Below are 12,415 nucleotides of genomic sequence, written 5' to 3'. Positions count from 1 at the left end.
GGATTGACACTCGATTGTCAAGGTAATTAAACTACATTTTTAGAGGCGCCGGGATGCGCCAGCCAGGGAGGGGAAAAGTGTACGCTGAGCTTTTCAGACTGAATGGGCGCGCCGCTTTCGTGACCGGCGGCAGTCGCGGCATCGGCTTCGCCTGTGCCGAGGCGCTTGGCGAAGCCGGTGCGCGCGTGGCCATCTCCGCCCGCTCGCGCGACGAGGGCGAAAAGGCCGTCCGGCAACTGAGGCAGAAGGGGATCGAGGCGATCTACCTGCCCGCCGACATTTCCAACGAGAGCGCTGCGCAGCAGGTCGTCAGGCAGGCAGCAGCAGAGTTGGGCGGGCTCGACATCCTCGTGAACAATGCCGGGATCGCGCGCCATTGCGACAGCCTGAAACTCGAGCCGGAAACCTGGGACGAGGTGATCAACACCAATCTGACCGGCCTTTTCTGGTGCTGTCGCGCGGCTATCGAGACGATGTCGGCGGCCGGGCGCGGCTCGATCGTCAACATCGGATCGATCTCGGGTTACATCAGCAACCTGCCGCAGAACCAGGTCGCCTACAACGCCAGCAAGGCGGGCGTGCACATGTTGACGAAGTCGCTCGCGGGCGAATTCGCCAAGAGCAACATCCGCATCAACGCCGTCGCCCCCGGCTATATCGAGACGGCGATGACGCAGGGTGGTCTGGATGACCCCGAATGGTCGAAGATCTGGCTCGGCATGACGCCTTTGGGCCGCGCGGGCAAGGCCAGCGAAGTCGCGGCGGCGGTGCTGTTCCTCGCTTCGGACGCCGCCAGCTATGTCACCGGCTCGGTGCTCACCATCGACGGTGGCTACACCATCCACTGACCTTCACACCACCATGCAGCAATAGGAGCAATTGAATGGCACGGGCATTCGGCGGTCCGAACAAATACATCCAGCGTGCGGGCGAGATCGACAAGCTGGCGGCCTATCTGGCGCCGCTCGGCAAACGCGCGCTCGTCCTGATCGACCGCGTGCTGTTCGACGCACTCAGCGAACGCATCGGCAAAAGCTGCGGCGACTCGCTCGATATCCGCTTCGAGCGGTTCGGCGGAGAGTGCTGCACCTCGGAGATCGAGCGCGTACGCAAGGTCGCAATCGAGCACGGCAGCGATATTCTCGTGGGCGTGGGCGGGGGCAAGACGGCCGACACCGCCAAGATCGTCGCAATCGACACTGGCGCGCGCATCGTCATCGCACCGACCATCGCCTCGACCGACGCGCCCTGCAGCGCGATTGCCGTGCGCTACACCGAACATGGGGTTTACGAGGAGGCGCTCCGCCTGCCCCGCAACCCGGACGCCGTCGTCGTCGATTCCGCGCTGGTGGCAGCCGCGCCGGCACGCTTCCTCGTCGCGGGGATCGGCGATGCGCTTTCGACCTGGTTCGAGGCCCGCTCCAATATCGAGTCGCGCACCGACAATTATGTGGCCGGCGGCTTCCCCGCTACCGAAGCCGGGATGGCAATCGCCCGGCATTGCCAGGATGTGCTGACACGCGATGCCGTCAAGGCGAAGATCGCCGTCGAGGCCGGCCTGCTGACCCAGGCGGTCGAAAACATCATCGAGGCGAACACGCTGCTATCGGGCCTCGGTTTCGAGAATTGCGGCTGCTCGGCCGCCCATGGCATCCATGACGGCCTGACAGTGCTGGAGGAGGTGCACGGGTATTTCCACGGCGAGAAGGTCGCCTTCGGCACGCTTTGCCTGCTGATGCTGGAAAACCGCGACCGGGCCGAGATCGAGGCGATGATACGCTTCTGCCGCAGCGTCGGACTGCCTACCAAACTGGCGGACCTCGGCATCGTCGATGACGTCCCCGCCAAGATCGGCCGAGTGGCGGAAGCCGCTTGCCGGCCCGGCAACATCATCTATGCCACGCCGGTCAACATTACCGTACCGGCCGTGCGCGACGCGATCCTGGCGCTCGACGCCTTTTCACGCAGCATCCACTGACCGACTCCAGGAGATGACGATCACCCACACAGGCCAGGAATTCTGACATGACGGAAATCCCCTCCTTCGACGACCTGCTCGATTTCAGTGGCAAGACCGTCGTGGTCACGGGCGCCGCCACCGGCATCGGCAGGGCAGTTGCCGAAGCTTTCGCTGCGCAGAGGGCGCGTGTCGCGCTTCTGGACCGCGACGCCGCAGTTTCGGATGTGGCCGTTTCGCTCGGCACCGGCCACATCGCCCATGTGGCGGACGTGACGGACGAGCAGGGAGTCGAGCGAGCCGTCAAGTCGGTGACCGAAACCTTCGGCCGGATCGACATTCTGATCAACAATGCCGGCATCGGGCCGCTTGCCCCTGCGGAAAGCTATCCGACGGCCGAATGGGACCGCACGCTCGCCGTCAATCTCAAGGGTGCCTTCCTCATGGCGCGCGCGATCGCCCCCGGCATGCTGGAGCAGGGATCGGGCCGCATCGTCAACATGGCCTCCCAGGCGGCGATCATCGGCATCGAGGGCCATGTCGCCTACTGCGCCAGCAAGGCGGGCATCATCGGCATGACGAACTGCATGGCGCTGGAATGGGGTCCGCGCGGCGTCACCGTCAACGCGGTCTCGCCGACAGTGGTGGAAACCGAACTCGGGCTGACCGGCTGGGCTGGAGAGAAAGGCGAGCGCGCCCGGGCGGCCATCCCGACGCGGCGCTTCGCCAAGCCATGGGAGATCGCCGCATCGGTACTCTACCTCGCCAGCGGCGCGGCCGCGATGGTCAACGGCGCGAACCTCATGATCGACGGCGGTTACACGATCACCTGATACCAAGAACGAGACATACGAGGAATCACTTTGACAAAGCTATTTGAGCCCGCAGGGTGCCGGGTCGACCTTCGGACCGGTGCCATGAGCGATGCAACGGGCGCCTACCAGAAACGCTTCCGCGATCTCGCCGGTCTTTATGCCGACGAGGCGGCATTCTCTGCCATGCAGGAAACCTGGAACGATACGGTCGTCTACGAGGTCTCGGAGTTCCGCCCCAACGAACGCACCGGCGACCTCATTTTCGGCGTCACCCGCATGCTGCCGGGCAAGGTGGGCGAAGAGTATTTCGTCACCCGCGGCCACATTCACAAGCAATCGGACCGGCCGGAAATCTACTACGGTCAGAAGGGCCGCGGCCTCATGCTGCTGGAATCTCCGGAGGGCGAAGTCCGCGTCGTGGCCGTCGACGCGCAGACGGTCTGCTACGTGCCGCCGTACTGGATCCACCGGTCGGTGAATATCGGCGGCGACGATCTCGTGATGCTCTTCTGCTACCCTGCCGACTCTGGCCAGGACTACGACTGCATCGCCAAGGCGGGCGGCATGCGTGCGCGCATCATCGATGACGGCAGGGGCGGCTGGAAACAGATCGACAACCCCAACTGGCGGATGCGCGACGCGGCGACGGTCGCCGCGCTCTATGGCCGCGAGAAGAAGGAAGAAAACGCATGATTGCTCCGTTCGACCAAGCCGCAACTCTCGGTGTCGTCCCGGTCATCGCGATCGAGCGCTCCTCCGACGCCGTCGCCCTGGCCGATGCGCTTCTCGAAGGCGGCTTGCCGCTTGCCGAAATCACATTCCGCACCGAAGCGGCCGCCGAGGTGATCGCGATCATGGCCGAGAAGCGCCCGGAACTGCTGGTCGGCGCCGGGACGATCCTGACGCCGGACGCTTTGCGTGCAGCGATCAGCGCGGGTGCGCGCTTCGGCCTCGCGCCCGGCTTCGACGCCGAGATCGTCGCGGCCGCCAAGGCCAAGGATTTTCCATTCGCTCCAGGCATCATGACGCCCTCCGACCTGACGGCCGTATCCCGCAACGGCCTGAAGCTCGCCAAATTCTTTCCGGCCAAGGCGGCCGGGGGCCCGTCGATGCTGGAAGCGATCAGTGCCCCCTTCGCTCATCTCGGCACCCGCTTCGTGCCGACCGGCGGCGTCAGCCTCGACAACATGCATGAATGGCTGAAGCTCGGTGCGGTGGCCGCCGTCGGCGGCACCTGGATCGCCACCAAGGCCGACATCGGCGAAGGTCGCTGGGGCGACATCACGGCAAAGGCGCGCGCGGCAGTCGCACGGGCAAAGGAAATACGCGAGGTGACGCGATGAATCGCTACCAGCCCGCGATCCAGCCAACCTTCTACTTCATCGGCGTGACGACGGCGAAAAGCTCGATCATGCGGGTCTTCCCCGCCTGGGCGCGTCACCTCGGCCTGAAGGACGCGGTCCTGAAAGGTATCGACTTTCCGCTTCATGCCGACCCGGCGGCCTATCGGGAGGCCGTTTCCTTCATCAAGTCGGACCCGCTGTCGCTCGGCGCGCTGGTCACGACCCACAAGATCGACCTGTTCAATGCGGCACGCGATCTCTTCGACGTGATCGATCCGCATGCACTGCTGATGCATGAGACGAGCTGCCTGTCGAAACGCGGCGGCAAGCTCGTCTGCCACGCCAAGGACCCCATCTCATCGGGTCTCGCCATCGATGGCTTCTTGCCGGCCGGCCATTTCGCCGAAACCGGCGCGGAAGTTCTGTCGATGGGAGCCGGCGGTTCGACCATCGCCATCACCTGGCATCTCATGCAGGAAAAGCGAGGGGACGACTTGCCCTCGCGCATCGTCGTGACCAACCGGTCGCGCCCCCGCCTCGAGGAATTGAAGCGGATTCACGAGGCAATGGGCGCCCGCGTGAAGGTCGACTATGTTCTGGCCGACCGGCCGGAGCTGAACGATGCGGCCATGGCCTCGCTGAAGCCCGGTTCCATGGTGATCAACGCGACCGGTCTCGGCAAGGACGCGCCGGGTTCGCCGATCACCGATGCCGGCCTTTTCCCCGAGCGCGCCATCGCCTGGGACCTGAACTATCGCGGCGACCTCGTCTTTCTCGATCAGGCGCGACGGCAGCAGGCCAGGCGCGGGCTGCAGGTGGAGGATGGATGGACCTATTTCCTGCACGGCTGGACTCAGGTCATCGCGGAAGTGTTCGACATCGTCATTCCGACCTCCGGGCCGGCCTTCGACGAGATTTCGCGGATCGCCATCGAGGCGGCAAAGGGGTGACGCCGTGAAGCGCATTCTCGTGACACCCCGTTCGCTCTCCCTCGCCCCGCCGCCGGAACTCGAGCCGCTTCGGCAGGCTGGATTCGAGCTCGTATTCTCCACGCCGGGCCGCATGCCGGACCAGGCCGAACTGATCGATCTCGTGCCGGGCTGTGTCGGCTGGCTGGCGGGCGTCGAGCCCGTTTCCGACAGGGTCATCGCCGCCGCTGACAGTCTGCGGGCGATCAGCCGCAACGGCACCGGCATCGACAATCTGCCGCTCTCCCTGCTGAAGGGACGTGGCATCCGCGTCCTCAAGGCCGAGGGGGCCAACGCCGTCGGCGTGGCGGAACTTGCAGTCGGGCTTATCCTTGCCGCCCTGCGTCACATTCCAACCGAAACGGCCGGCATCCGCGCCGGCGGCTGGCCCCGCTCGCGCGGCAAGGAAATCGCCGAACGCACTGTCGGGATTATCGGTTGCGGCGCGATCGGAAAACGCGTTGCACGCGCCGTCTCGGCGATGCGGGCCAGCGTCATCGCCCATGATCCGTTCCGCCCGAACGTCGAAGTGTATGGCCCGTTCAAATGGGGGAGCCTCGACGAGGTCTTCGCGGAGGCGGACATCGTCTCGCTGCATTGCCCGGCACCTGCCGATGGCCGCCCGATCGTCGATGCGGCGCGTCTGGCGGCAGTGCCCCCGCACGCCATCCTCATCAATACCGCACGCGCAACACTGGTGGACGAGGTGGCGGTGCGCGCCGCACTCGACGAGGGCCGGCTGCAGGCCTATGCGACCGATGTCTTCGTCGAGGAACCGCCGGCGCCCGGCTCCCTTGCCAGCCATCCGCGCGTCATCGCCACCAGCCATATCGGCGGCTTGACCGACGAGAGCGTCAGCAAGGCGACCGCCATTGCCGTGACGAACCTTCTCTCGGCCCTGGAGGAGGAGAGCGCATGATGTCGCTGTCGACCGTGCCTTTTTCGGCTTCGCTTACCGAGCGGCTCGCCGCGCCGCCCGCCGGCGGCATCCGGCTCTACTGGCTCGGGCAGGCCGGTTTCGTGATCGCGACGAACCGCTTCCGCATCGTCGTCGACCCCTATCTCTCCGACAGCCTCGCGGAAAAATACCGCGGCAAGCGCTTCGAGCACGACCGCATGATGGCGGCACCGGTCGCCCCGTCCGCGCTCGGCCCGGTCGACCTCGTGCTCGTGACGCATCAGCATACCGACCACATGGATCCACAGACCCTCATGCCGATCGCCGCGGCCAACCCGGATTGCCGCTTCGTCGTGCCCCGCGCCGCGCTGGCTGCCGCGCAGGAGCGTATCGGCGTCAGGCCGGAACGGCTTGTCGCAGTCGACGCGGGCGAGCGCATCGAACCTCTTGCCGGACTCGGCGTCACCGCAATCCGCGCCGCGCATGAAACACTCGAACGCACCCCCGAGGGCTGGCACAGGTTCCTCGGTTATGTGATCGCGGCCGAGGGTGCGCGCCTCTACCATTCCGGTGACACGATCCCTTACGAGGGTCTCGTCGAGGAGGTATCGCCCTTCCGGGTAGACCTGGCGCTCCTGCCGGTCAACGGCCGCCGCGCCGAACTTACGGAGGCCGGCATTGCCGGCAACCTGACGCTGGACGAGGCATGCCTGCTGGCGGAGCGGATCGGCGCGTCCGACATGATCGCCCATCACTACGGCATGTTCGCCTTCAATACCGAAGACCCTCGGGTGATCGACGCCAAATCAGCGGCCGCTGATTGCAGGGTACGGCTCCATCGGGCAAAGCTGTCGGTCGAATACCGACTGTCCAAGTAACCGGGGATCTCCATGTCGACCAATGCGCTCCAGCCCAAAACGATCGGCGGCAACAACAACATACTCGAAGTCATCAGGCTGAAGCGCGCGGATCTGCGCAAGTCGGACCGCAAGGTAGCCGAACTCGTTCTGGCCGATCCGAAGCGCGTGATCAATGCGACCATCGCCGAGGCGGCGGAATGGGCGGAGGTGAGCCAGCCGACAGTGATCCGTTTCTGCGCCTCGATCGGATGCCAGGGATATCAGGACTTCAAGCTCCGCCTCGCCCAGAGTCTGGCGCTCGGCATGTCCGCGACCCACTCGGTCATCGACGCCGACGACACTCCGGCCAAGGTATCGGAGAAGATCTTCGACTATACGATCACCAGCCTCGATTGGGTGCGCAATCATCTCGACCCGGTCCAGGTCGACCGAGCCGTCGACGCGCTCGCCAAGGCCAATCGCATCGAGTTCTTCGGTTTCGGCGCATCGGGCATCGTCGCGCGCGACGCCCAGCAGAAGTTTCCCCTCTTCGGAGTCCCCTGCGGCGCGGAAACCGACGCCCACCAGCAGATCATGGTCGTTTCCATGCTGAAGCCCGGCGACGTCGCGGTCGTCATCTCCAATACCGGCGCGACGCTGGCGATCATCGAAACCGCGCGCCGGGCGCGCGAGAGCGGCTGTCGGGTCATCGGCATCGTCGGGTCGGACGGCCCGCTGGTCGAATTCTGCGATATCGTGCTGATGGTCGAGACGCTGGAAAATACCAACATCTACACGCCGACGATCTCCCGCATCGCCGCGCTGACGGTCGTCGACATCCTGTCCACCAGCGTCGCACTGCGCCGGGGCGCAGAACATGTCGATCTTTTCACCGGCATGAAGCGCAATCTTCGTTACCTACGCACGAGCACAGAGACATAGAGATGAACGACACAAGCAACCGCCGCCAGCCGCCGGCCTCGCTCGCCCCTCGCGATCTCGCCGCCTTGATCGATATCAGCGCCGTCCAGGCCTTCCACACGGAGGCGGACGTGCGGGAGCTGGCGGGAATCGCGGTTGCGGAAGGGTTCATCGCTGCGCATGCCCTGCCGAATTTCGTGCCGCTGCTCAGAAGCCTCGTCCCCTCGGGCGGCCTGACGCTTGTCGGCGGTCCGGTGGGCTTCCCCTCGGGCGGCCACAGCACCCGTACCAAGACCGCCGAGGCTGTGGAGCTTGCCGAGAACGGCGCGCAGGAACTCGACATGATGATCAATGTCGGCCGCCTCAAATCCGGCGACTTCGGCTATGTCCGCAACGAGATACGCGCCGTCGTGGAGGCGATTGCCCCGGTGCCGCTCAAGGTCATTCTGGAACTCGCCCATCTGACGGACGAGGAGATCCGGGCGGCGTCGGCGATCGTTGCCGAAAGCGGAGCCGCCTTCGTGAAGACCGGCACCGGCTGGACGCCGAGCGCCACGACGCTGGAAAAGCTGAAACTCATCGTCGAAACCGTTGGGGGCGCGGTGGAGATCAAGGCCTCCGGCGGCATCCGTTCGCTCGATGCCATCGCCGGCATGATGCGTCTGGGGGTCACCCGCTTCGGCATCAACACGCAGGTCGCCGTTGACCTCGTGCGCCAGTGCGCCGCCCTGCCCGGCGGCCGCCTCGACATTGCCGGAAAGGCGGGCTGACGCCATGGGCGACACCGTTGCGGCATTCGACCTCGGGACCGGTGGCGTCAAGGCGGCGATATTCCGTCCGGACGGGACCTGCATTGCGGAAGAGGTCGTTTCCTACAGAACGTTTTACCCCTCGCCCTCCTGTCACGAGCAGCGTCCCGAAGACTGGTGGGAGGCGATTTGCGCCAGCCTGCGGACTCTGTTCGAGAATACCGCGGTAAAGGCCGGCGACATCCGCGCCATTGCCGTGTCCGGCCACAGCCTCGGCTGCCTTCCGCTCGACGAAAACGGCGCGCTGCTGCAGGAATTCGTACCGATCTGGTCCGACGGACGCGCCGTCGCGGAAGCGGAGGATTTCTTCACGCGCGTCGATCCGGACACCTGGTACCGGACGACCGGCAACGGTTTTCCGGCGCCCCTCTACACCGTGTTCAAGGCCATGTGGCTGCGCCGGAACGCACCCGACATCTTCGCGCGGACACGCACGATCATCGGCACGAAGGACTACATCAACCTGCGGCTGACCGGCCGTATTGCCACCGATCCGTCATATGCCTCGGGCACCGGCGTCTACGATCTCAAGGCAGGGCGCTATTCCTGCGAGCTTGTCGAAGCGGCGGGACTGAGCCGGGAGCTGTTCGCGCCCATCGTCGCCTCCACCGATGTCCTCGGCGACGTCCTGCCCGAAATTGCCGAACGGCTCGGTCTCTTCCCAGGGGTGAAAGTCGTCGCGGGCGGCGTCGACAACAGTTGCATGGCGCTTGGCGGCCGCACCTTTCTCGAGGGCGACGCCTATGCCTCGATGGGCTCATCGAGCTGGATCACCGTTTCCGCTTCGGAGCCCCTCCTCGACGATCGGGTGCGTCCCTTCGTGTTCGCCCATGTGGCGCCGGGCATGTTCATTTCGGCGACCTCGATCTTTTCCTCCGGCACGAGCTTGAACTGGGTGACGGACACGCTGCTGCCGGACGTGAAGCATGCGGCCAAGCTTGCCGGCATGGACGTCCATGACGCGCTCTTCCGGCTCGCCGGCGAGGCTCCGGCCGGTGCGCGCGGCCTGATCTTCGTGCCGACGCTCGGCGGCGGCACGAGCTTCGAGGGCGGGCCGGCGGTGCGCGGAGGCTTCGTCGGGCTGGACCTGCAGCACGGCCGTGCTGACATCCTGCGCGCAACGCTCGAGGGGGTGGCACTCGGCCTGCGGATCGCCTTGGACGAGTTGCGCCGGATGACGGCCATCGGCCCGGAAATGATCATCGTCGGTGGCGGCGCGCGCAGCGCCTTCTGGCGGCAGGTCTTCGCCGATGTCTTCGGCTGCGCGATCGTCAAGACGAGGGTCGATCAGCAGGCGGCGGCACTCGGTGCTGCGGCGCTGGCCTTCGTCGGCATGGGTCTGTGGGAGGACTTCCTGCCGATCCGCGCACTGCACGTTGCGGAAGGACGCAGCGAACCGGCGCCGGAAGCGCGCACGGTCTACCGGGCCGCGCTTGCTGCCTATCGCCGGGCGGCCGAGCAGCAACACGAACTGTCCGGCGCACTCGCCGCATTGAGGGAGGCCGCAACATGACCGGAGAACTCTTTCTCGCGATCGACGTCGGTACCGGGAGCGTGCGGGCGGCGCTCATCGACACCCGCGGGAAGATCGTCGAAATCGCCGCGCGCGAGCACGACCAGATCGTGCCGCAGTTCGGCTGGGCAGAGCAGCGACCGCTCGACTGGTGGGAGGGGGCCTGCACCGCCGTTCGAACCGTGCTCGACAAGGCGGAAGGCGCACGCGAGCGCATTTCCATCATCGCTGTATGCGGCCAGATGCACGGTCTCGTGCTCATCGACGATGCCGGGCAATTGACGCGCGATACCGCACCGCTCTGGAACGACAAGCGCACGCTGAACCTCGTGCGCCGTTTCGAGGCGGAGAACGAGCCCGACAGCTATCTCGCCGAAAGCGGCAACACGCCGACCCCGGCCTGGCCGGGCTTCAAGCTGCAATGGGTGCGCGATGCCGACCCCGGGGCCTATCGGCGCAGCGCCGTCGCCATCATGCCGAAGGACTACATCAACTTCCGGCTGACGGGCGAGATCGCCATGGATACCGGCGACGCCTCCTGCAGCTTCCTGATGAACCCTGCAACGCTCGCCTGGTCGCCGGCGATGATCGAGCGAATGGGGCTTGATGCCCGGCTGCTACCGCCCATCCGCAATCCCCTGGAGATCATCGGCCGCGTCACGGACCAGGCCGCTCTCGCGACAGGACTGATCGCCGGCACGCCCGTCATGGTGGGCGGAGCGGACTATCCGATGGCGCTGCTCGGCTCGGGCGTCTGCCGGCCCGGCCTCGGATCGGACAGCACGGGCACCGGTGCCATCGTCACGATGATCGCCGACAAGCCCCTGCTGGATCCGGAGATTTCCAACGTCGCCACCATCGAAGGCAATTGGGCTCCCTTCGTGCTTCTCGAAACCGGCGGCGACGGCATGCGCTGGGCGCGGCGCGCCTTCCATGACGGCGCGCTGAGCTATGGCGACATCGTCGCGCGCGCCGAAAAGGCGCCGGCCGGCTGCGAGGCACTGCTGTTCATGCCGTTTCTCACCGGCGAACGCCTCGGTCAGCATCGCAATGCGCGGGCACAGTTCTTCGGCCTCGGCGCCGGGCACGGCATGGAGCACCTGCACCGGGCCATTCTGGAAGGGATCGCCTTCGCCATGGCTCGTCATATCCGTATCATGGAGCATAGCTCGGGCAAGCGCCTGGAGCGCATGATAGCGGCCGGCGGCGGTGCCCGCACGAAGCTATGGCTCAAGATCAAGGCAAGCGTCTTCGACACACCGGTGCTGGTGCCGCAAGAACCCGAATGCGGCCTCATGGGCTGCGCGGCCATGGCCGCGACCGCGACGGGCCGCTTTTCCCGGCCGGACGACGCGGCGGACGCCTATGTGCGCTATGCGGACGAAATCGCGCCGGACCCCGCATGGGTCGAGGTCTACAGCCATGTCCAGCCGGTTTTCGACCGGCTCTATCATCACAGCATGGTGCTTTATGACGACATGGATGCGCTTGCCGCCCGGATCCACCCGCCCGGCACGCGGACCTGAACAACGACTATCATGCCTGAGGAGGAATTCATGAAAGACATCATCGATACGTTTCGTCCGGACCTTTTTGCCGGCAAGGACATTCTCGTCACCGGCGGTTCGTCCGGCATCGGCCTTGCCATCGCACAGGGCTTTGCCCGGCTCGGCGGATCGGTCATCGCGCTCGGCAGTTCGGAAACAAAGCTCAAGGCTGCCGCGGCCGACCCCGAAAACACGGCAATCCGCTTCGAGCGGGTCGACGTGCGCGACCCGGAAGCGATCAACGCCTTCGCCAGGACGCTGCGCAAGCTCGACGTTCTGGTCAACGGCGCAGGCATTGCCCGGCCCGAGGCGGAATTCGAGGACGCCACCTACATGGAGGTGATGGACGTCAACCTGAATAGCCAGATGCGCTTCGCCATGGCCGTCCTGCCGCTCCTGAAGGCCTCGCGCGGTGTCATTCTCAACACGGCCTCGATGCTGAGCTATGTCAGCGATCCGCTCGTGCCGGCCTATGGCGCCAGCAAGTCGGGGGTGCTCGGCCTCACGCGCCATCTCGCTCACGCCTTCGGCCCGGACGGCATCCGCGTCAACGCCATCTCGCCCGGTTACCACAAGACCGACATGACGAAGGGTCTTTGGACCGACCCGGTACCGGCGGAGAAGATCGCCCAGCGTTCGGCGCTCAAGCGCTGGGGCACCGTGGACGACCTGGTCGGAACCGCCCTCTTCCTCGCCTCGCCTGCCGCGGAATTCATCACCGGCGCGGACTTGCCAGTCGATGGCGGCTTCGTGGTCGGCGGTTTTTAGTCAGATCACGATGGTTTCAGGTCAGATCGACCTAAGA

General features: G+C 65.7%; 13 protein-coding genes. All 13 read left to right on the top strand.

Annotated features, from left to right (window positions below; genetic code table 11):
- The first annotated feature begins 77 nt into the window (after positions 1-77).
- From M1D43_RS00205 to M1D43_RS00145, 13 genes are read left to right on the top strand one after another with little or no spacing between them, the layout of a single operon-like run.
- A complete protein-coding gene (locus M1D43_RS00205) occupies positions 78-848 on the top strand; it encodes an SDR family NAD(P)-dependent oxidoreductase (RefSeq protein ID WP_080599775.1) in 771 nt (256 codons plus the stop codon).
- A gap of 35 nt (positions 849-883) precedes the next feature.
- The gene (locus M1D43_RS00200; RefSeq protein ID WP_153314622.1) at positions 884-1,978 is read left to right on the top strand and encodes a glycerol dehydrogenase; all 1,095 of its coding nucleotides are present in this window, start codon (positions 884-886) and stop codon (positions 1,976-1,978) included.
- Between the two features lie 47 nt (positions 1,979-2,025).
- Complete coding sequence (locus tag M1D43_RS00195; protein ID WP_153314624.1) at positions 2,026-2,790, top strand: SDR family oxidoreductase; 765 nt, start codon at positions 2,026-2,028, stop codon at positions 2,788-2,790.
- A gap of 30 nt (positions 2,791-2,820) precedes the next feature.
- Positions 2,821-3,465 carry a glucose-6-phosphate isomerase gene (locus M1D43_RS00190; protein WP_107608285.1) on the top strand — a complete coding sequence of 215 codons (645 nt, stop codon included), beginning with the start codon at positions 2,821-2,823 and terminating at the stop codon, positions 3,463-3,465.
- Positions 3,462-4,115 (top strand): bifunctional 4-hydroxy-2-oxoglutarate aldolase/2-dehydro-3-deoxy-phosphogluconate aldolase, encoded by a 654-nt coding sequence (locus M1D43_RS00185; RefSeq protein ID WP_027993397.1) that lies wholly within the window; start codon positions 3,462-3,464, stop codon positions 4,113-4,115. The genes M1D43_RS00190 and M1D43_RS00185 overlap by 4 nt, the downstream gene beginning before the upstream one ends.
- Positions 4,112-5,065, top strand: a complete 954-nt coding sequence (locus M1D43_RS00180) for a shikimate dehydrogenase family protein (protein WP_015007879.1) — start codon at positions 4,112-4,114, stop codon at positions 5,063-5,065. Before M1D43_RS00185 ends, M1D43_RS00180 begins: the two co-directional genes overlap by 4 nt.
- Positions 5,066-5,069: 4 nt before the next feature.
- Complete coding sequence (locus tag M1D43_RS00175) at positions 5,070-6,002, top strand: phosphoglycerate dehydrogenase (RefSeq protein ID WP_498814041.1); 933 nt, start codon at positions 5,070-5,072, stop codon at positions 6,000-6,002.
- Positions 5,999-6,859 (top strand): MBL fold metallo-hydrolase, encoded by an 861-nt coding sequence (locus tag M1D43_RS00170; RefSeq protein WP_153314626.1) that lies wholly within the window; start codon positions 5,999-6,001, stop codon positions 6,857-6,859. The genes M1D43_RS00175 and M1D43_RS00170 overlap by 4 nt, the downstream gene beginning before the upstream one ends.
- Positions 6,860-6,871: 12 nt before the next feature.
- Complete coding sequence (locus M1D43_RS00165) at positions 6,872-7,762, top strand: SIS domain-containing protein (protein ID WP_028009982.1); 891 nt, start codon at positions 6,872-6,874, stop codon at positions 7,760-7,762.
- A 2-nt stretch (positions 7,763-7,764) separates the two neighbouring features.
- Complete coding sequence (gene deoC, locus M1D43_RS00160) at positions 7,765-8,511, top strand: deoxyribose-phosphate aldolase (protein ID WP_153314628.1); 747 nt, start codon at positions 7,765-7,767, stop codon at positions 8,509-8,511.
- Between the two features lie 4 nt (positions 8,512-8,515).
- Positions 8,516-10,063: a xylulokinase gene (locus M1D43_RS00155; RefSeq protein WP_153314630.1), complete on the top strand. Its 1,548-nt coding sequence runs from the start codon at positions 8,516-8,518 to the stop codon at positions 10,061-10,063.
- A complete protein-coding gene (locus tag M1D43_RS00150) occupies positions 10,060-11,589 on the top strand; it encodes a xylulokinase (protein WP_153314632.1) in 1,530 nt (509 codons plus the stop codon). The genes M1D43_RS00155 and M1D43_RS00150 overlap by 4 nt, the downstream gene beginning before the upstream one ends.
- A 30-nt stretch (positions 11,590-11,619) precedes the next feature.
- Complete coding sequence (locus tag M1D43_RS00145; protein ID WP_027993392.1) at positions 11,620-12,378, top strand: SDR family NAD(P)-dependent oxidoreductase; 759 nt, start codon at positions 11,620-11,622, stop codon at positions 12,376-12,378.
- Positions 12,379-12,415: the final 37 nt, after the last annotated feature.

It is taken from the genome of Ensifer sp. R1-3 (assembly GCF_056739175.1).
This window is presented reverse-complemented; position numbering and strand designations above follow the sequence as displayed.